Below are 18589 nucleotides of genomic sequence, written 5' to 3' on the forward strand. Positions count from 1 at the left end.
CTGTGGGGCCGAGGGGGTTTCCCCGGCGTTGCATCAGGACGGACGCCGTGACGGACCCGGTGACGTCGGGACGGGCGCAGAGGACGGAGGAGCGCGCTGTGGACAGCTGCGGATCGGCGAGGACACCGGAACGGGTGCGTTCGGCGTGGGAGCGGTGCGCCGCCCGGGGCATGTCTCGCGACCTGGACGGCCCGCGGGAGGTGCTCCCGGACCGCGAGGTCGAGCAGCTGCGCGCGCTCTCCCCGCTGGGGGCGCACGTCGACGTCGTCGCCGACCTCCTGGGCGTCGTCCGTGATGCCGCCGAGGCCCGGGTCGCCGTCCTCACGGGCCCCGACGGCACCGTGCTGTGGCGGCGCGGGGGACGCTCGCCGCTGGGACGCGCCGACGGGCTCGGCTTCGTCGAGGGCGCCGGCTGGGACGAGCACGGCGTGGGCACCAACGCGATCGCCCAGGCACTGCGCAGCGGGACCGCGGAGGAGCTGCGGGGCACGGAGCACTTCGCCCGGTCCCACAGCGCCTGGGACTGCACGTCCGCCCCGGTGCGCCACCCGGGCAGCGGGGAGGTGCTCGGCGTCATCGACCTGTCCGGGCCGCGGGGCACCGCCACCCCGGACACCAGGGCCCTGGTCCGCTCGGCCGCGCGCGTCGTCGAGACGCTGCTCGCCGCCCGGACGGACTCACGACACCCCGCCGGCACGACCGGCACGCCGTCCCTGGAGCTGCGCCTGCTCGCCGAGCCGGCTGCGGCCCGGGTGGGCGGCGGGGACTGGTTCCCCCTGCCGACGCGCTCGGCGGAGATCCTCGCGCTGCTGAGCCTGCGCGAGCGCGGGTGGAGCGCCGAGGAGATGGCCTACGAGCTCTACGGCGAGCACGGCACCCCCGGCACGGTCCGCACGGAGATCCACCGGGTCCGCCGCCGGCTCGGGGCGGTGATCACCACCGGCCCCTACCGCTTCGCCGATCCGGCCGCCGTCACCAGCGACGTCTCACAGCTGAGGACCGCTCTCGAACAGGGCGAGGTGACCCGGGCCCTGAACATCTACCGGCAGCCGCTGCTGCGCTCCTCGGACCTGCTCACCATCGAGGAGTGGCGCTCCGAGCTGGACCGGGAGACCGCCGAGGCCGTGCGGCGCAGCGGCGACGCCCGGATCGAGACCCGCTGGTCCCACACCGAGATGGGGCACGCCTACCGGCGCGGATGAGCCGGGGCGGGGGCACGACGGCGCCGGGCGGACCGGCCGGATGCCGGCGCTCCCCCGCACCGTTCACGACCCCGGTGAACGTCGGTGAATCCTGTGAATCTGGTGAATCTTGCTCCGGGCGGTGCTCCGACCTGAGACCTCCGGCCGCGGTGCGTCCGGGCTCGTCGTCCGGATCGGGTCTCACTCCCGGGTCGTCACGATCGGGTCCGCCCACACGATGTTCCACCGGTGGCCGTCCGGGTCCGCGAATACCCGGTGGCTCGTGTAACTGTCGTCCTCGCGGTGCCCCGCGGTGGCGCCGGCGGCGACCGCCCGCTCGACCAGGGCGTCGACCTCCTCGGGGATGTCGACGAGCAGGGCGAAGCTGCCGCTCACCGTCCGGTGGGGATCCGCGAGCTCCTGGTCCTCGCCGACGGCCTGCTGCATGAACCGCCGCTCGACGAGCGTGACCCCGAAGTCCTCCCCGAGGTCCAGGATCAGGCTGTGCCCCTCGGCCATGCCGGGGGCCGTCCGCCAGCCCAGGGCCTGGTAGAAGGACCGCGAGCGCTCCAGGTCGGCGACGGGGATGTGGGGGAAGAACTTGTACGCCACGGGAACTCCTGGAGCTTCGGCGGGCCGGGACTCCATGCTCCTCCCGGCTCGGGGACGGCACAACGGTGTGACCGCCCCGTTGCGGGCTCGCAGCCCTCGGGGTCTCCGCCGGGCTGCGGAGACCCCGCGGTGCTCACTCGGGCCAGGCGTTCTCCTGGATGATGCGCACGAAGTCCTCCCGGTGGAAGTCGGGGTCGAAGTGGGCGAGCACGTCGTCGTTCATGGTGCCGAAGGTGGTCCCGGGCCGGTCGGCCATGCCGTCGTAGAACGCGCGGAGGATCTTGTTCTTGAAGTCCGGCCGGGGGTGCGCGGCGACGACCTCCGCGCGGTGCTCCTCGGAGATCTGGTCCAGGTCCAGGCCCAGCACGTCGGTCTCGACGCCGAGGGTGACCACGGCGACCTCGGGCTCCAGGTGCAGCGGGATCTCCGGGGTGGTGTGCAGGGCGATCGCCAGCCACACGTTGCGCGCCTCCTCGGCGGAGCGGCCGTGGTCGCGCAGGAACGCCTGTGCCGCCGCGGCGCCGTCGATCTCGAAGCGCTGGTCCTGGGTGCGGTACTCGTCGGTGAGCCCGAGGTCGTGGAACATCGCGCCCACGTAGGCGAGCTCCGGGTCCACCTCGAGTCCGCGCGCGGCGGACTTGAGCATGCCGAAGAGGAAGACCCGGCGGGAGTGGTTGAACAGGCTCTCGTCGGCGGCCCGCCGGACCAGCTCGGTGGTCTCGCGGACGAGGGCGGAGTCCGGAACGGTGATGCCGGCGATGGTCTCGGCCAAGGTGTCTCCTCTGCTCGGGTGCGTGGTGTCGTGCGGGACCGGCGCGCGGCCGGTCCTCTCCTCACTCTCTCCCACCGGTGGCGGAATGCCCAGCGTCCGGACGGACGACCGTCCCACAGATCCGGACATTCCGGACGGCTCCACCCCGCGCCCCATGGGCACCGCCGGTGTCCCGCGCTCGGAGAAACGCGCTCGGAGAAACGCGCTCAGGCGAGCGAGCAGCGGGACCGCAGGATCGAGATGCCCTCACCGGTCAGGTCGTCGCAGTACGCCGCGCGGCCGGCCAGCGCCATGACGATCGCCAGGGTGGGCCCGCTGACCAGGGGCCCGGCGCCGGACTCGAACGGACCGTCGGTCGCCACCAGGTGGAGGCCCTGGGCGGCGCTGCGGCTGGGCACCGCGAAGTCCTTGCCCACGTAGAACCGCGCCACCGAGGTCACGGTCCCGACCGGCGGCGTGCGCGGCAGCCCCAGCGGGCGGCGGACGTCCTGGCCGTGGACCACGACCTCCCCCAGCCACGCCGCGGTGTCCTTGGAGGGCGCCTTCGTGCTCGCGCCCACAGCGCGGAACCGCTGGAGCGTCTCGGCCGGGGTGGCGCCCCGGTGCTCCTCGAGGCGGCGCTGGTTGTGCAGGTCGAAGTCGAAGCGGGCGCCCAGCACGCTCCGGAGCCAGCGGAGCCGGCCGATGCTCGCGGCCGCGGTCAGGTGCGCGACGACGTCCTCCACGGTCCACCGCCCGCACAGGGACGGCGCCGCCCACTGCGTCTCGTCCAGGCCGGCCAGGTCCTCGGCCAGGCGCGCGCGCTCGGCGTGGACGGCCGCCCACAGGTCGTTCCGGTTGCTCGGCTCCATGAGCCCCATCGAAGCACACGCCGGCGGTCCGGGGTGCCGGGGCCTTCGGTGTCCGCCGATCCCGATAGCGTGGCACTGGACCCACCCCCTGGGAGAGCACCCCCCGACCGCACGAGGAGCCTCGATGACGAGCATCCGATTCCTCCACACGAGCGACTGGCAGCTCGGCATGACCCGGCACTACCTCGAGGGCGAGGCCCAGTCCCGGTACACGGGCGACCGGGTCGAGACGATCCGCCGCATCGGGGAGCTGGCCCGCGCCCGGGGATGCGCGTTCGTGGTGGTGGCCGGCGACGTCTTCGAGCACGCCAACCTCAGCCGCCGGGACGTCGGGCGCGCCCTGGACGCCATGGGCTCGGTGGGGCTGCCGGTGTACCTGCTGCCCGGCAACCACGACCCGCTCGGGCCGGGGTCGATCTACGCCCAGGACGCGTTCGTCGGCGCGAAACCGGACAACGTCGTCCTCCTGGACGAGGTGGGCCCCTGGCCGGTCGCCCAGGGCGTCGAGCTCGTGGCCGCGCCCTGGCGCAGCAAGCGGCCCGACGCGGACCCGGTCGCCCCGGCCCTGGAAGGGTTGGAACCGGACGGGACGCTGCGCGTCGTCGTCGGCCACGGGATGCTCGACGAGCTGGACCCGGACCGCACCTCCCAGGTGACCGTGCGCCGCGCGCCCCTGGACGAGGCCCTGGCCCGCGGGGCGGTCCACTACGTGGCGCTGGGCGACCGGCACATCCGCTGGCCCGAGGACGACCGCGGCGCCATCCACTACTCCGGCACCCACGAGTCCACGGGCTTCCGCGAGCACGGCCGCGGCCACGTGCTCGAGGTGGCGCTGGACGGGAGCACCGTGGACGTCACCTCCCACGAGGTGGGCCAGTGGGAGCACCGCGTCCTCGCCCGGCAGCTCGACGGCGCCGACGACGTCGGGACGCTGCGGGCCGAGCTCGCCGCCCTCACCCCGAAGGAGCGGATCATCCTCAAGACCGTCTTCACCGGCACCCTGAACCTCTCCGAGTCCGCGGAGCTGGACGGTCTGCTCGAGCAGCAGGCGGAGATCTTCGCGAGCCTCAACGCGTGGGAGCGGCACACCGACCTGGTGGTGATCCCGGACGAGCACGAGTTCGAGGACCTGGACGTCGGCGGGTACGCCGCCGACGCCGTGACCGAGCTGCGCGAACTGGCCGCCTCGGAGTCCGAGGACGCGCCCGCCGCCGGGGACGCGCTCCGGCTCCTGTACCGCCTCGTGGGAGGAGCGACCCGATGAAGCTGCACCGTCTCAAGCTGGAGAACTTCCGCGGCGTGACCGCCCGCGAGGTCGACTTCCCCGACGCCGGGGTCGTCGTGCTGACCGGCCGCAACGAGATCGGCAAGACCTCGATGATCGACGCCCTGGACGCGCTGATCGAACTCCCGGACAGCAGCCGGCACAAGAAGATCGCCGAGGCCAAGCCCGCCGGCCGGGACGTGCCCGTCCTGGTGGAGGCGGAGTTCTCGATCGGGACCACCCGCGTGGTCTACACCAAGCAGTGGCTGAAGCGGCCGTCCACGACCCTGGAGTACATCTCGGGCCCCCGGAGCGGCCACAAGCTCACGAGCCGCGAGGCCCATGACGCCGCCGAGCAGCTGTGGGGCGGGGCCGACACCGCGCTGTGGAAGGCCCTGCGCTTCATGCAGGCCGGCGGGCTGACCCAGAACGCCCTCACCGACAGCGCGGCGCTGCGCCGGGCCCTGGAGTGCCACGCAGGCCAGGCCCAGGGCGACGACCGCGAGGTCGCCTCCCTCCTGGAGCGCGTGAGCGCGGAGTGCGACAGGTACTGGACCTCGACGCGGAAGAAGAACGCCAAGTACCTCCAGGCCGAGACCGACTGCCGTGCGGCCGGGACCGCGGCCGCGGAGGCCGCCGAGGAGCTGCGGGGCATCGCGGTGGTCGAGGAGGAGCTCGCCGAGCTCACGGAGGAGATCGCCGCCACCGGCCGGAAGCTCGGGACGGCCCGGGCGGAGAAGGCGGAGCTGGACCGTGCCGCCGGGGAGATCGAGGCCGTCCAGCGGCAGCGGCAGGAGGCCCAGCGCCGGAAGGACGCCGCCCAGGGCGAGCTCGACCGCGCCCGGGAGCGCTCGGCCCGTCGCGCGGAGTTCGTGGCCGCGCTGACCGCCGACGAGGAGCGCAGCGCGGCGCTGGCCGAGGACCTGCGGTCCTGCGAGCAGGAGCTCGCGCCGGTGCGCGAGCACACCGGGGAGGCCGAGGAGCGCCGGACCGCGGCCCAGGCCGCCGTGCAGGAGGCCCGGGCGGCCCACCGCTCCGCCCGGGAGGACCGGAAGCACTTGGACGACGTCGAGCGCCACCGCCGCGTGCTCGAGATCCTGGACTCGCTCGAGGCGGTCCGGGCGCAGCTGGCCGAGCTGCGGTCCCGTCCCGGCACGGAGATCGACGAGGGCGTCCTGGACGAGCTGGAGCGGGCCGAGCGGGCGGCGGAGAAGGCCGAGGCGGAGCTGGCGGCCGGCAGCGCCCGGGTGGAGCTGACCGCCCTGGGCCGCGCCCGCCCGATCACCCGCGGCGACAGCACCGAGGAGATCGCCCCCGAGGAGCCGTGGTCCGTCCCGGTGACGGACGAGGTCGAGATCGAGATCCCCGGCGAGTGGCGGCTGCGGGTCTTCCCGGAGCAGGGCATCGCGGCCCGCCGGGACGCCGCCCGCACGGCCCGCGAGAGGTTCACCGCGCTGCTGGCGCGGCACGGGGTCGACTCGGTCGCCGAGGCCCGCACCCAGTGGCGCGCCGCCCAGGAGTTGGCGCAGCAGGTGCGCGAGGCCGTGGCCCAGCGCGACCGCCTGCTCGACGGCGAGGACGAGAGCCGCCTGCGCGACGACCGGGACAGTCTCGCCGCCTCGATCGAGCAGTACGGCGACCGGCGGGACGACGACGCCCCGCTGCCGGAGACCGCCGGCGCCGCCCAGGAGACGGTCGAGTCCGCCGAGGCCGCCCTCAACGACGCCGAGGACGCCGCGCTCCATGCCGAGGCCGCCGCCGAGGCGGCCCGGTCCGCCCTCCAGTCCGCCCAGACGACGCTGCACTCCCTCCAGGGCGCCGCGCTCGAGCAGGAGCGCGCCCTCGCCGGCTCCCGGGCCCGGCTCGAGGACGCCCGCCGCGAGGTCCCGGACGAGGACCTCGACCGTGCCGTCACCGCGGCGGCCGAGGCGCTGGCCGCGGTCCAGGCGGAGATCGACGGGCACGAGGCGGCCCTCGCCGGTCTCGACGCGGACCGGGTGCTCGCCGACCAGCAGCACGTCGCGGACGAGATCACGGGGCTCGAGACGCTGCTGGGCGAGCGGCGGGGCCGCCACCAGTCCCTGGCGGGCCGGCTCGAGGGCATGGGCCGGGACCGGGTGCAGCTGGCCCACGACCAGGCCGAGACGCGGCTCGAGGCCGCCCGGCGCCACCTCGCCGGGATCGAGCGGCGGGCCGAGGCCGCCCTGCTCCTGGAGCGGACGCTGCTGGAGCACCGCGAGCGCGCCCACGCCCAGTACGTCCAACCGTTCCGCACCGAGGTGGAGCACCTCGGCAGGTCGGTCTACGGCCCGGACTTCGAGGTGCAGGTGAGCGGGTCCCTGGAGGTGGAGCAGCGCAAGCTCGACGGCGACTGGCTGCCCTTCTCCGCCCTCTCCACCGGGGCCAAGGAGCAGCTGGTGATCCTCATCCGGCTCGCCACCGCGCTGCTCGTGGACCCGGAGGACGGGGTGCCGGTGCTGTTCGACGACGCCCTGGGCCACTCCGACCCCCAGCGGCTCCGCCGGCTGGCCTCGGCCATCACCACCGCCGGGGAGCGGACCCAGGTGATCGTGCTGACCTCGAACCCCGAGCGCTTCGTGAACCTGCGGGAGGCCCACCGCATCGAGATCTGAGCCCCTGCGGGTTCAGGAGGCCGGTCCTCCGCCCGAGGGCGCCATCGGGGCCACCACGCGGTAGGTCGCGCAGACGAACGCGCGGTTGCGGGCCACGTCCGTCAGCTCCAGGTCGAACCGGCGGGGGAACAGGTGGCGGCCCGCCCCGAGCGTGACCGGCGCGATGGAGACCATGAGCTGGTCCAGCAGTCCGGCCTCGGCAAACTGGGCGGCCAGGTCGCCGCCGCCGACGACCCAAATGTCCTTCCCACCGGCGGCCTCCGCGAGGGCGGCGTGGATCGGTGCCACCTCCCCCTGGGCGAAGCGGAGGCCGGCCCCGGCGATCCCCGGCAGCTCGGTGTGGGTGACCACCCAGGTGGGCATGTCGTAGGGCTAGTCCTCGCCGGAGGCCTGCAGGTGCGCGCGGACCCATTCGAAGGTCGTGCGGCCCATCACGACGGCCCCGGTCCCGGCGATGAACTCGTCGTAGCGGAACGGGCCCTCGGGATCGGAGTCCTGCCGGAACAGCCACTCCAGGGAGTCCTGCTCGTCGGCGAGGTAGCCGTCCAGGGTGGTGGCGGTGTAGAAGACGGTGCGGGTCATCCGAGGCCTCCTATGCGTCGTGGCAACCACTCGATCGGATCTCCGGGCTCGGAAGCGATCCCGGTCCGGCTGCGGACGGACCGCGCGTGGCCGTGCCTTCCCCATCATCGTCGGCTGGCGGCGACACACAAGTGCTCCCCGGCCGCTCCCCCTTGCTCCCGTCCTTTCCCGCGCGCACTGTGAGAGTCACGCACCAGGGCGCGCCACGACGACGATCAGCACCGCCCGCGCACGCGGCGGTGGGATCTCCCGTCCCCGGGTGCGGACGGCATGCACCGGTCGGGAGGAACACCATGACCATGTCCGTCCCGGACCCCGAGGACACCGGCCACCGCCCCCGGAGCCCTTCGCCGGCCCGGCGCCGGCCCGTCACGGTGTTCCTCGTCCTGGCCCTGAGCCTGGGCTGGGCGGCCCTGACGGTTCCCGCGCTCACAGGGGTCCCGATGGAGCCGTTCCTGCTGTTCGTGAACTTCGTCGCGCTGCTGGGCTCGGCCCTGCTGGTGACTCGTCTGGCGGACGGGCCGGGCGCGGTCCGCCGGCTGCTGGGGCGGGCCTTCGCCTGGCGCTTCGGCGCAGCCCGCTGGGCCGTGGTCCTGTTGGGCATGCCGGTGCTCACCCTGGCCCTGGCCGCGGCCACCGGTTCCCTGCGCGCCCCGCCGGCCGGCTGGGCGGCCGAAGCGGGGTGGTACCTGTTCGCCACCCTGGTCTACGGGGCGCTGGTGCTGAACCTGTGGGAGGAGACCGCCTGGGGCGGGTTCCTCCAGTCCCGGCTGACCGCCCGGCACGGACTGCTGGTCGCCGCGCTGCTCACCGGCCTGCCGTTCGCCGCGATCCACCTGCCGCTGTACCTGGCCGAGGGGTGGAGCGCGGAGACCGCCGGAAACCTCGCGCTGCTCTTCCTGCTCGTTCCCGTCTACCGGTACCTGCTGGGCATGCACCTGTTGGACACGGGCGGCAGCGTGCTGGCCATCGGCATCCAGCACACCTCCTGGAACGCCGCCGGAAGCCTCGGAGCGGTCGACGGCGAGTGGCAGGTGCTGGTGGCGGTCGCGCTGCTCACGCTCCTGGTGGCGCTGGAGCGCCGCGTCCGAGGCCGGGGCACGAGGCCCCTCGGCCGGGACGCCGAACGCCGCGCGGCCGCCGAGTGGACAGCACCGCGCAGCCGCGGCCAGGGAGCCTCGGTCGACGGCCCGGGGTGACCGGACCGGACGTCCACCCTCGGCACCGGCGGCGACCGACGCGAGATCCGGCGGAGGACCACGCGCACCGCCCCGTCAGAAATACCCGCTGAGTGACGTGGCCCACATAGAATCGAGGCCACTGAGGCAAGGGGCTGGCATGAGCATCGAGGACGAACGGCGCACCCGCGCTGCCGCCCGGGCACTGCATGAGCCGCAGCCGCGCCGCCGCACCCCGCACGGCCGCGGTGCACGCGAGGCCGGCCTGGAGCGGGCCCTGGACGAGGTGCGGAAGGTCGGGGTCGAGGCGAGCGAGCTGCTGCGCAGAGAGGGCCTGAAACCGGCCAAGCTCGTGCACGTCCCCCACGGCGCCCGGAGCTATCGCCTGGTCGGCCACGCGTTCTCCCGGGTCGCGTGCGGCTACGGGTGGCACGTCGTCCGCGGCCTCGTCGTCGGCACGGACGGCCGGCTGTGGACCCGCACGCCGCTGCACGACCCCACGCCGCAGAAGGACCTGGACGCCTGGCGCCTGGACGTGGAGCCTCCCGGCGGGCGGGGCGAGCTGCCCCACCCCGTGCAGTACGACGGGATCTCCCTGCACACCGTGCGCCGGATCTCGGAGCACGAGTACCTGAAGGTGGATCTCATCGACCACCTCACGGACGGCTACGCACGGCTGCTCGTCCTCCACCACCGCCGGAGGTCATGAACGGCGCGGGTGGTTCCGCAGGAGGCCGAGGAGCACGAACACGGCCAGCACCATGACCAGCCCGGCGTAACCGACGGCCGTGGGCACCAGACCGACCTCACCGGCGACGGCACCGGCCGCCACCGCCGGGATGCTGTGGGAGAGATAGCTGACCACGTAGATCGCCGAGAGCAGCCCCGCCCGCTCGTGCGGTGCCGCCTGGGGCAGGAGCGTGCGCAGCACCCCGAGGAAGCCGGTGCCGAAGCCAACGCCGGCCACCACGGTCGCGGCGAAGTACAGCCCCACGGACCCGACGACGAGTGCGGCGATCGTGGCGGCCATGCCCACCACCAGGACGCTCATGCCCACGGCGAGCACCCGCTCCGGCGCCGTCCGGCCAAACAGGAGGATCGCGATCCCGCCGGTGCCCGTCAGCGCCGCGACCACGAGACCGGTGAGGACCACGGAGTCCGCCCCGGTCAGCGAGCGGACCAGGTTGGGCCCCAGGGAGATGATCAGACCGCCCAGGGACCAGCACGCGGCCGTGGCGGGCAGCACCCACACCGCCGAGCGGCGCACCTGGGGCGGGAAAGGAGACGCGCGGACGCAGCGAGGCCAGCGCCCCGGGGGCACGTTCCACGGTCTCGGGGCCGAGCGCCGTGCCCACGAGTTGCAGCACCAGCAGCCCCAGCAGCACGAGGAAGATGAGGTCGATCATTCCCGGGGCGGCCGCGACGATGAGGCTCGAGGCCACCGCGCCACCAGCCAGGCCCAGGACCGGCCCCGCCCCGGTGATCACGGTCCCCAGCCCCCGGCGCTCCTCCGGTTCGAGCTCGATCACATAGGCGCCCAGCGCCCCGGTCGCCGTGCCCGTCGCCACGCCCTGGACCAGCCGCGCCACCACCAGGGTCGCCTCGCTGTCCGCCAGCACGAACACGGCCATCGCGGCGATCTCCAGGACCAGGGCGACCAGCAGCACCGGTCGGCGCCCGAGGTGGTCGGACAGCGCCCCCACCGTGAGCAGCGCGGCGAGCAGGGACACCACGTACGCGGCGAAGATGACGGTCAGCACGACCGGCGGGAAGCCCCACAGGTCCTGGTACAGCGGATACAGCGGACTGGGCGCGCTGGAGGCGGCCATGACCACCACCAGCACGGACGCCTGCACCCAGAACGCCGCCTTCGCGGACAGCACGGGACGACGGCGGGGCGCGGCTCCGGAGCGGAGGAACATGCAGGGCCTTTCACGGCGGGACTGGTGAGCGCAGCATGACCGCGCTCACCTCACGCTAGCCCCACCGCGGGGCCGGTGTTGCGCCTCGTCGTCGTCGGGATGCCGTCCAGGCACCGCCCCGTGCGGCCCCGGACGACCGCCGGAGACCACGGCACGCCCTCGAGCGCGGTACTGCTACGGATTGTCCTGCCGGCGCACCATCTCGGCGATCCAGGCGGGCGCGAACGGCGAGGTGCAGTTCGGTGGCGTCGGGTAGTCCTTGAGCACCTCCAGGCGCTCCCCGATCTCGAGGGCACGGGCCCGGTGCTCGGGGTGTTCAATCCCGATCTGCGCCAGACAGGTGTTCATCGCCCACTGCAGGCGCTCCGGGGCGGCTCTCATCTGCGCCTCGATGACGTCGAGCAGACCGGCGAGGTCGAGGCCCTCGGGCTTCTTCACCACGCGGTCGGAGGTCAGCGCCCAGCCGGCGCTCGCAACCGCGGGATCCGGATCGGCCATCCACGCCAATCGCAGGTCCTCGGCGTGCGGGCTCTTCTTCACCACGTAGTTCACGAACCAGTCGTGCACCTTGGGGACGCGCGTCTCGCGCACCATGGCGGCCAGCTCGTTGCGTTCGAACGCCTTCGGGCGGCAGATCAACAGAGCCAGCAGTCTCGCCGCGGTGTCCTCGGTCTCCCAGAGCTGACGCGCGAGGTCCTGCTGCGTCTTCAGCCGCTTCGCGACCGCCCGCAGCTTGGTCAGGTTCACCCCGTGGTCGTCGCCGTGCCGCTCGTTCACGGCGCACACCCGGGGGTCCTCGAGCGCGGCCAGCTCGGCCAGCACGTCGTCCACCGTTGTCTCGGCCACCTCGGCCTCCTGCCCGTCTCGGATGCGATCCAGCCTACGAGGAGAGCGAGGCCGGCGAGCGGACCCGACGTCGTCAGCCGCCTGCGGCGTGGCTCGGAGTCTGCGGGCAGGGAACCCGGCGGACCCCGACCATCTCCGTTCTCGATCGTGAACAAGGCCGCCATGTGCTCGACGCGGGGCATTCACGGCGTGCTGGTCCGCTGTTCGACTTCCCCTGCTGGAGTCGGTCTCCGGAAGCAGCCGACCGACCCGTGAGGACAGCACCGAGATGACGACAGCACAGACCCAGGCCATGACCCCCGTAGGACGCCGCGGACTCCTCAAGGCCGGCGGGGCGATGAGCGCCGCCGCCGCCCTGTCCGCGCTGATGGGCAACACCGCGCACGCCGCCCAGGGGCGTGCGCGCGGTGACGACACGATGCAGGCGCCGGACAACGGCGGCTACGGGCCGTTGCGGCCGGCACCGGGCGGCGAGCTGCTGCTGCCGGCCGGCTTCTCCTACGTGGCCTTCGGCCACACCGGCACGCCCATGAGCGACGGCACGCCGACGCCCGGCAAGCACGACGGCATGGCCGCCTTCGAGGGCGAGAACGGCACGATCCGCCTGGTGCGCAACCACGAGCAGGCCGAGGGACCGGCCTTCGGCGCCCGCAGCTACAACCCGAACGCCGCCGGCGGCACCACCAACATGGTCTTCGACCCCGCCACCATGGCGCTGGTCAGCACCTACCCGTCCCTGACCGGCACCATCCGCAACTGCGCCGGCGGCCCCACCCCGGCGGGGACGTGGCTGACCTGCGAGGAGACCTTCACCGGCCTGGACGTGGCGCACCCGCACGGCTACGTGTTCGAGGTCCCCGCGGACGCGACCGCGCCGGTTGACCCGGTGCCGCTGAAGGCGATGGGCCGGTTCACCCACGAGGCCGTTGCGATCGACCCCAAGACCGGCATCGTCTACGAGACGGAGGACCGCGGCACCTCGGGGTTCTACCGGTTCCTCCCGAACGACCGCGACCGGCTGGCCGCCGGCGGGCGGCTGCAGTTGCTGGCCGTGAAGGACCAGCCGCAGTACGACACCCGCTACAGCCAGCGCGTCGGCAAGCCGCTGCCGGTCGAGTGGGTCGACATCGCGGACCCGGACCCGGACAGCACCGACACCCTGGCCGTGTTCAAGCAGGGCCACCAGCAGGGCGGCGCGGTCTTCGCCCGGCTCGAGGGCGCCTGGTACGGCGACGGCTCGATCTACATCAACTCCACCAGCGGCGGCGACGCCGGACTCGGCCAGGTGTGGGAGTACCGCCCCCGCGGCAACTCCGGCGGCCAGCTCGTGCTGGTCTACGAGTCGACCGACCCGGAGGTGCTGCAGGCCCCGGACAACCTCTGCGTGTCCCCGAACACCGGCGGCCTGGTGCTGTGCGAGGACGGCGGCGGCAAGGACCTGCTGCGCGGGGTCACCACCGAGGGCCGGATCTTCGACGTGGCGGAGCTGAACTCCCCCAACACCAGTGAACTGGCCGGCGCCACGTTCAGCCCGGACGGCCGGATCCTGTTCTTCAACGTGCAGAGCCCCGGCATCACCTACGCCGTCACCGGCCCGTGGGAGAACGGCGCGCTGTAGCGCAGCCGCCGCGCCGCGGCACCCGAGGCGACCGCGAGGCGCCGCCCGGAGAGCTCCGGGCGGCGCCTCGCTGTTGAGAGCGCCCGGCCGGGCCGTCAGCCGGGCCCGGCGCTCCGGACGGAGGCGGCTCACGAGCCGCGCACGGCCGCCGGTGACACACAACCGCTTCCCTGCGTCCGCCCTTGCCTCCGTCCTCCCTGGCGCGCACTGTGAGAGACACGCGCGAGGGCGCGCCACCACAGGCCAGACCCTGGAAGCAGGCCGGAGGAGAGCACTCCATGGCCCATCGACCCGATCCGTCCCGCCCGTCCCGGGGCGGCTCTCCGGCCCGGCGCCGGCCCGTGACGGTGTTCCTCCTCCTGGCCCTGGGCCTGGGCTGGGCGGCGCTGACGGTCCCTCTGCTCGCCGGCCTCCCGATGGAGCCGTTCCTGCTGGTCATGACCTACGTCGCCCTGCTGGGCTCGGCCTTGCTGGTCACTCGCCTGGCCGACGGGCCGGGCGGCATCCGGCGGCTGCTGGGGCGGGCCTTCGCCTGGCGCTTCGGCGTGGGACGCTGGGCCGTGGTCCTGCTCGGCATGCCGGTGCTCACCCTGGCCCTGGCGGCGGCGACCGGTTCCCTGCGCGCCCCGCCGGCCGGCTGGGCGGCCGAGGCGGGGTGGTACCTGTTCACCACCCTCGTCTACGGGGCACTGGTGCTCAACCTGTGGGAGGAGACCGCCTGGGGCGGCTTCCTCCAGTCCCGGCTCACCGCCCGGCACGGCCTGGCGCTCGCGGCGGTGCTCACCGCGCTGCCCTTCGCAGCGGTCCACCTGCCGCTCTACCTGGCCGAGGGCTGGAGCGGGGAGACCGCCCGGAACTTCGCGCTGCTCGTCCTGCTCCCGCCCGTCTACCGGTACCTGCGGGGCCTGCACCTGCTCGACACCGGCGGCAACGTGCTGGCCATCGGCATCCAGCACGCCGCCTGGAACGCCGCGGGCAACCTCGGGGTGGTGGAGGGCGAGTGGTAGGCCATCGTGGCGGTGGTCCTGCTCACGATCCTGCTGGCGCTGGAGCGGCGCCTCCGGGGCCGGGGCACCCGGCCCCTGGGCCGGGACGCCGAGCGGCGGGCAGCCGCCGCCTGGACGGCCCCGGGCAGGCCCGGCCCGGCGGCGGCCTCGTGACGGCCGACGACGAGCACCATCCGAACCGGTTCTGGGCGCCGCGCGGCGGCGGGGCAACGTCGGGGTGGTCACCGCGTTCACCTTCCGGCTCCATCCCGTCGACACGATCGTGGGCAGGCCCATGCTGTGGCCGGTCGAGCAGGCCGCGGAGCTGCTGCGCTGGTACCGCGCCTTCCTGCCCTCCGCACCGGAGGCCCTCATCGGGTTCTTCGCCTTCCACATCGTCCCGCCCGCCCCGCCGTTCCCCGAGGAGCTGCGCCTGCAGCGGATGTGCGGGGTGGTGTGGTGCTGGACGGGCCCGGCGGGCCTGGCCACCGCCGCCGAGCTGCATGCCCGGGACGTGCTGGCCACCGTGCTCGAGCGCGGCCCGCAACCCGGCGCCGCCCTGACGGGACGCTACGACACCCTGCGGTTCAACACCTTCCGGCGCCACTCCGCGCTGCCCGGGACGCCTTTCCCGCGCAAGTACGGCCGGCTCCCCGCCCGGGACCAGTACATCGCCTATCTGCAGCGCTACGCCGCCGACCGCGACCTGGCAGTGGAGACCGGTGTGGAGGACTCCCGGATCCGCCCCGACAGCGGCTGGTGCGTCAGCACCTCGGCCGGCGAGCGGCACGCCGAGCACGTGGTCGTCGCCACCGGCGCCCTCAAATGACCGAAGCTGCCGGCCTGGGCCACCGAGGAGGCCTTCGACGGCGAGGTCCTGCACTCCTCGGCCTACCGCAATCCCGCGCCCTTCGTGGGGCGCACGGTGCTGGTCGCCGGCGCCGGCACCAGCGGGATGGAGATCGCCCACCAGCTCGCCGCCGGCGGTGCCCGGCGGGTGCTGCTGGCCGTGCGCACCCCGCTCAACATCCTCCTGTGGGAACTCAACGGCCTGCCGGGCGACCTGCCGGTCCCGCTGCTCCTGCACCTCCCGGACGCGCTCGTGGATCGGCTGCTCTTCGCCCTCCAGCGCAGGACGGGCGGGGATCTCAGCGCCTATGGGCTGCCCCGCCCCGTCGAGGGCGCCATGGCCTCGATCAGGAGCCGCGGCGTGACGCCGGCGAGCGTCGACGCGGAGGTCTTCGAGGACATTTCCGGCGGGGCAATCGGGTGCGTCTCCGCGGTGGTCGGGCTCGACGGCGACAGCGTGGTCCTGGCCGGCGCGAGCCCGCCGACGCGGTGATCGCCGCCACGGGGTACCGGACCGGCCTGGAGGACCTGGTCGGCGGCCTCGGGGTGCTGGACGAGCGCGGCCTGCCGCGGGACGGCACCGGCCGTGAGGTGGTCCCGGGCCTGCGGTTCGTGGGCTACGTGTTCCACCGGGTACGTCGGGACGATCGCGAAGCGGGTGGCGCGGGAGATCGCGACGGGACAGCGCTGCGCCCCGAGCGGCCCGTCACGGTCGCATTCGCCCCGCGCCTGATGCATCCCGGTGGGCGAGGGGCCCGGGCCTCGCTAACGGGTGCTGAGGCGGCGATCGGAGCGCGGTCGGCCCGAGGCTGACGGCCCTGCCACACCCCCGCCTGACGTCTGATGGTGCTTCACAGCGCAAGGGGTCACTGAGAGCAGCGTTGGTGTATTGATGTCCCATTTCAGTAATTTACGATCACATACACTGCAACCATGCGCGTCTTTGACAACTCGTTCGACTACAAGACCGACAAACCCGCGAAGACCAGACCCGTCCCGTTTAGGGACAGCCCGAGGCAGGTGGGAGCCGGTTGGGGTGAGCATCGGACACGGGCTGCTGCGCGCCGCCGTTGATGCGCACTTGCGTCACTGTGCTACCTCCAGGTCGGACGCTAGGGGGATCTTCACGAAGTGGACGGTGAACGCCGATCCGATAAGGCGGAATTCCTGGCGGTTGCGGCCGAAGTCGAATGGGTTGTCGCTCGGCTTCTGCCAGATGTCGAGGCCCTTGCCGAGGTCGATGCGCCAGCCATGGTTGGTCTCGATGCGGCGGTCGTGAATCGTGTCATCGAGCCGCACGGCGAGGCGGATGCCGACCGCGTCGGACGCGTCCTTTATCGACTTGAGCATTAGTAGTTGACGCTGCTTGAACTCAACGTTGGGTTCTTCTGTGGTGACGAGCACGACGTCGATCTCCTCGGCGTCGTCCTTGGCAGCGGCTAGAAGGCTGAGCAGGTCCGCGAGATTGCGTCCCTGATGGGGCATCCGGATGTAGGGGTCTGTGATCATGGTCTTGGATGCGCCGCGAAGGTAAGGCAGGAGGAGGGATTCGTAGGAGACTCCCCTCTGGCCGGCGGTGAAGTCCCGATGCCCCTCGGTCAACGGTGAGGGTGCGGGCTCCGCGGGCACGTCCGGAGCAGCCGTCGAGGAAGCGGTCGATGGCGCGGCGGCCGGTGCCGGATGGGGTGCCGTAGGCGCGCCTTCACCTGATTCACCGTCGCCGTCGGGCATTGCGTCCCAGTCTCGCCGGTACAGTTGCGGGTACTGGTTCTCTTCGAGAGTCGCCACTTCGTGCCACACGCCCGCCCGGTCGGAGTACCGGAAATTGACGGGGGTGTCGCGCATCGTGGCATCGATCCGCAGGATCGAGTCCTTGACACGCTTGCGGCCCTCGATCGCGAACACCAGCAGTGCGCGGACCTCTTCCTGGCTGGCCTCGCCCGTCGGGTGCACGAGCTTCATCAGCCCGGAGAAGGTCTTGCGGATGCCGTCCTGGTCGCGCGTCGAGATCGAGTTGTCGACCGTGAAAAAGTTATTGTATTTGTCCGAGAAGTCATCAGACCGCTTCGCACGTAGAATCTCGGCGAGGTAGTCAACAACGAAGCCAAACCCCGTAGAGAACATCTCCGAGCGGATCGGCGCGACTTCCCAGCCAGGGATGTAGTGGTGGATGCGGTCGAGCCAAGCCGGGTCGCGGTAGGCGTCGGGCAGCTCGTCGAACAGGTCGCTGTTCTTGAGCATGTAGGGCACGGTGTGCGTCGTGTTGCCGATGAAGGCCATCGAGGCCTCGGCTCCGTAGATGCTCGTCCCTCGCGAGAACGACTTGTTGGCGAGGTAGTTCTTCATGACGTTGACCAGGTTCTGGTCGGTGCGCCGATTGGCGGCGAACTCGTCGAACGCAACGCAGTCCCAGTAGCCGACCAGGCCGATGCGGCCGCTCGCATTGTTGACGAACAGCTTCGCGACGGTGACCTCGCCGCCGGAGATGAGGATGCCGTTGGGGGAGAACTCACTGAACGTGTGCGACTTGCCAGTGCCCTTGGGACCAAGTTCGACGACGTTGTAGTTGCGCTCGACGAACGGGATCAGGCGGGTCAGGGCGATGAGCTTGCCGCGCTCGTTGAACTGCTCGGGGTTGAGGCCGATCGACTGCATGAGCAGGTCGATCCATTCCTCGGTCGTGAACGCCTCGCGCGCCTCGTAGTAGTGGTCAATATCGACGCCGGCGACCTGGATGGGCTTGAGGCTGCCGAGGATCCAGGGCACGACGCGCTGGTCGTCGGAGTGGAAGTACTCGATGTCGCAGATGCACCAGACACCGCCAACGAGGAGCTTGGGGTTCTGCTTGACCGTGACGTCGTCGATGATGACGCCCTTGACTTGGAGGTTCTCGAACTCCGCCTCGTGGACGTCGTTCTTCTCGTTGAGCGTGACCGTGACCTTGTCGATCACGCGGTGGCGGCCCTTGCGGCGGATCTCCGACTTCACAAGCATGTGTTCGTTGCGGTTGACGTAGTGGGTCGCAAGGATCTGGCGAACGCTGTCGATCCCGGCCTGGATCGTCGCCTCGTCGTCCGACGCGGCGTACTGGCCCAGTAGGTATTCCAGGACGTACGACGGCACCACGGCGTTGCCGCGGACTGCCTTGACAAGGTCCTTACGCACGACGGCACCGGCGAAGTGCTCGTTGATCTTGTCGTCGAGCGCGGATTTCGCCGGGGCGGCGTCGGTCGCCTCAGCAGCGGCGAGGACGTCGATCTCGCCGAGAGCATCCTCGAGGTTCGTCATGGCTCTC

General features: G+C 72.5%; 18 protein-coding genes and 1 pseudogene. 10 read left to right on the top strand and 9 right to left on the bottom strand.

Annotated features, from left to right (window positions below; translation table 11 throughout):
• The first annotated feature begins 170 nt into the window (after positions 1–170).
• Positions 171–1202, top strand: a complete 1032-nt coding sequence (locus H488_RS34820; protein WP_190274529.1) for a GAF domain-containing protein — start codon at positions 171–173, stop codon at positions 1200–1202.
• 180 nt (positions 1203–1382) lie between these two features.
• Here H488_RS34820 and H488_RS34825 read toward each other — a convergent pair whose 3' ends face one another.
• The 3 genes from H488_RS34825 to H488_RS34835 form a co-directional block, all read right to left on the bottom strand.
• Positions 1383–1793, bottom strand: coding sequence for a VOC family protein (locus H488_RS34825; RefSeq protein ID WP_017834886.1), 411 nt, complete (start codon positions 1791–1793; stop codon positions 1383–1385).
• A gap of 133 nt (positions 1794–1926) precedes the next feature.
• The gene (locus H488_RS34830) at positions 1927–2565 is read right to left on the bottom strand and encodes an HD domain-containing protein (protein WP_017834887.1); all 639 of its coding nucleotides are present in this window, start codon (positions 2563–2565) and stop codon (positions 1927–1929) included.
• A gap of 206 nt (positions 2566–2771) precedes the next feature.
• The gene (locus H488_RS34835; RefSeq protein ID WP_017834888.1) at positions 2772–3425 is read right to left on the bottom strand and encodes a maleylpyruvate isomerase family mycothiol-dependent enzyme; all 654 of its coding nucleotides are present in this window, start codon (positions 3423–3425) and stop codon (positions 2772–2774) included.
• A gap of 115 nt (positions 3426–3540) precedes the next feature.
• Here H488_RS34835 and H488_RS34840 point away from each other — a divergent pair, with 115 nt between their 5' ends.
• Together H488_RS34840 and H488_RS34845 are read left to right on the top strand one after the other, a co-directional pair.
• Entirely contained in the window at positions 3541–4680 is a 1140-nt protein-coding gene (locus H488_RS34840) for a metallophosphoesterase family protein (protein WP_017834889.1), read from the top strand.
• Complete coding sequence (locus H488_RS34845; RefSeq protein ID WP_017834890.1) at positions 4677–7313, top strand: AAA family ATPase; 2637 nt, start codon at positions 4677–4679, stop codon at positions 7311–7313. The genes H488_RS34840 and H488_RS34845 overlap by 4 nt, the downstream gene beginning before the upstream one ends.
• Positions 7314–7325: 12 nt before the next feature.
• On the opposite strand, the gene H488_RS38440 is transcribed toward H488_RS34845, so the two are convergent.
• Complete coding sequence (locus H488_RS38440; protein WP_017834891.1) at positions 7326–7676, bottom strand: dihydrofolate reductase family protein; 351 nt, start codon at positions 7674–7676, stop codon at positions 7326–7328.
• Between the two features lie 9 nt (positions 7677–7685).
• The gene (locus tag H488_RS38445; RefSeq protein ID WP_017834892.1) at positions 7686–7895 is read right to left on the bottom strand and encodes a dihydrofolate reductase family protein; all 210 of its coding nucleotides are present in this window, start codon (positions 7893–7895) and stop codon (positions 7686–7688) included.
• Between the two features lie 293 nt (positions 7896–8188).
• On the opposite strand from H488_RS38445, the gene H488_RS34855 reads away from it, so the two are divergent.
• Together H488_RS34855 and H488_RS34860 are read left to right on the top strand one after the other, a co-directional pair.
• Complete coding sequence (locus H488_RS34855) at positions 8189–9094, top strand: CPBP family intramembrane glutamic endopeptidase (RefSeq protein ID WP_017834893.1); 906 nt, start codon at positions 8189–8191, stop codon at positions 9092–9094.
• Positions 9095–9233: 139 nt separating this feature from the next.
• Positions 9234–9782, top strand: coding sequence for a hypothetical protein (locus H488_RS34860; protein WP_017834894.1), 549 nt, complete (start codon positions 9234–9236; stop codon positions 9780–9782).
• Here H488_RS34860 and H488_RS38140 read toward each other — a convergent pair.
• The 3 genes and pseudogenes from H488_RS38140 to H488_RS34870 form a co-directional block, all read right to left on the bottom strand.
• Positions 9777–10340 (bottom strand): hypothetical protein, encoded by a 564-nt coding sequence (locus tag H488_RS38140; RefSeq protein WP_237740478.1) that lies wholly within the window; start codon positions 10338–10340, stop codon positions 9777–9779. The two genes, H488_RS34860 and H488_RS38140, sit on opposite strands and share 6 nt — an antisense overlap.
• 124 nt (positions 10341–10464) lie before the next feature.
• Positions 10465–10995 (bottom strand): annotated as a pseudogene (locus H488_RS38630) (MFS transporter); the annotation flags it as partial.
• A 174-nt stretch (positions 10996–11169) separates the two neighbouring features.
• A complete protein-coding gene (locus tag H488_RS34870; protein WP_017834897.1) occupies positions 11170–11841 on the bottom strand; it encodes a DNA alkylation repair protein in 672 nt (223 codons plus the stop codon).
• A 268-nt stretch (positions 11842–12109) separates the two neighbouring features.
• On the opposite strand from H488_RS34870, the gene H488_RS34875 reads away from it, so the two are divergent.
• The 5 genes from H488_RS34875 (at position 12110) to H488_RS37705 (ending at position 15787) form a co-directional block, all read left to right on the top strand.
• Positions 12110–13459 carry an alkaline phosphatase PhoX gene (locus H488_RS34875; protein ID WP_031283787.1) on the top strand — a complete coding sequence of 450 codons (1350 nt, stop codon included), beginning with the start codon at positions 12110–12112 and terminating at the stop codon, positions 13457–13459.
• Between the two features lie 278 nt (positions 13460–13737).
• Entirely contained in the window at positions 13738–14466 is a 729-nt protein-coding gene (locus H488_RS37545) for a CPBP family glutamic-type intramembrane protease (protein ID WP_017834899.1), read from the top strand.
• Positions 14467–14472: 6 nt separating this feature from the next.
• The gene (locus H488_RS37550; protein WP_017834900.1) at positions 14473–14619 is read left to right on the top strand and encodes a hypothetical protein; all 147 of its coding nucleotides are present in this window, start codon (positions 14473–14475) and stop codon (positions 14617–14619) included.
• Positions 14620–14683: 64 nt separating this feature from the next.
• Complete coding sequence (locus H488_RS37700; protein ID WP_017834901.1) at positions 14684–15274, top strand: NAD(P)-binding domain-containing protein; 591 nt, start codon at positions 14684–14686, stop codon at positions 15272–15274.
• Positions 15275–15280: 6 nt separating this feature from the next.
• The gene (locus tag H488_RS37705; protein ID WP_150110415.1) at positions 15281–15787 is read left to right on the top strand and encodes a hypothetical protein; all 507 of its coding nucleotides are present in this window, start codon (positions 15281–15283) and stop codon (positions 15785–15787) included.
• Positions 15788–16380: 593 nt separating this feature from the next.
• Here H488_RS37705 and brxL read toward each other — a convergent pair.
• Positions 16381–18582: a BREX system Lon protease-like protein BrxL gene (gene brxL, locus H488_RS34890; protein ID WP_017834904.1), complete on the bottom strand. Its 2202-nt coding sequence runs from the start codon at positions 18580–18582 to the stop codon at positions 16381–16383.
• Between the last annotated feature and the right edge of the window lie 7 nt (positions 18583–18589).

Source organism: Kocuria sp. UCD-OTCP (assembly GCF_000349605.1).
Lineage (GTDB): Bacteria > Actinomycetota > Actinomycetes > Actinomycetales > Micrococcaceae > Kocuria > Kocuria rosea.

What these genes read in the sequence shown, in the direction of transcription:
- H488_RS34840 (WP_017834889.1), top strand. Translation starts at nt 3,541, where the DNA reads ATGACGAGCATCCGATTCCTCCACACGAGCGACTGGCAGCTCGGCATG.
- H488_RS34835 (WP_017834888.1), bottom strand. Translation starts at nt 3,425, where the DNA reads ATGGGGCTCATGGAGCCGAGCAACCGGAACGACCTGTGGGCGGCCGTC.
- H488_RS34845 (WP_017834890.1), top strand. Translation starts at nt 4,677, where the DNA reads ATGAAGCTGCACCGTCTCAAGCTGGAGAACTTCCGCGGCGTGACCGCC.
- H488_RS34855 (WP_017834893.1), top strand. Translation starts at nt 8,189, where the DNA reads ATGACCATGTCCGTCCCGGACCCCGAGGACACCGGCCACCGCCCCCGG.
- H488_RS38445 (WP_017834892.1), bottom strand. Translation starts at nt 7,895, where the DNA reads ATGACCCGCACCGTCTTCTACACCGCCACCACCCTGGACGGCTACCTC.
- H488_RS37545 (WP_017834899.1), top strand. Translation starts at nt 13,738, where the DNA reads ATGGCCCATCGACCCGATCCGTCCCGCCCGTCCCGGGGCGGCTCTCCG.
- H488_RS34820 (WP_190274529.1), top strand. Translation starts at nt 171, where the DNA reads ATGTCTCGCGACCTGGACGGCCCGCGGGAGGTGCTCCCGGACCGCGAG.
- H488_RS38440 (WP_017834891.1), bottom strand. Translation starts at nt 7,676, where the DNA reads ATGCCCACCTGGGTGGTCACCCACACCGAGCTGCCGGGGATCGCCGGG.
- H488_RS34860 (WP_017834894.1), top strand. Translation starts at nt 9,234, where the DNA reads ATGAGCATCGAGGACGAACGGCGCACCCGCGCTGCCGCCCGGGCACTG.
- brxL (WP_017834904.1), bottom strand. Translation starts at nt 18,582, where the DNA reads ATGACGAACCTCGAGGATGCTCTCGGCGAGATCGACGTCCTCGCCGCT.
- H488_RS34875 (WP_031283787.1), top strand. Translation starts at nt 12,110, where the DNA reads ATGACGACAGCACAGACCCAGGCCATGACCCCCGTAGGACGCCGCGGA.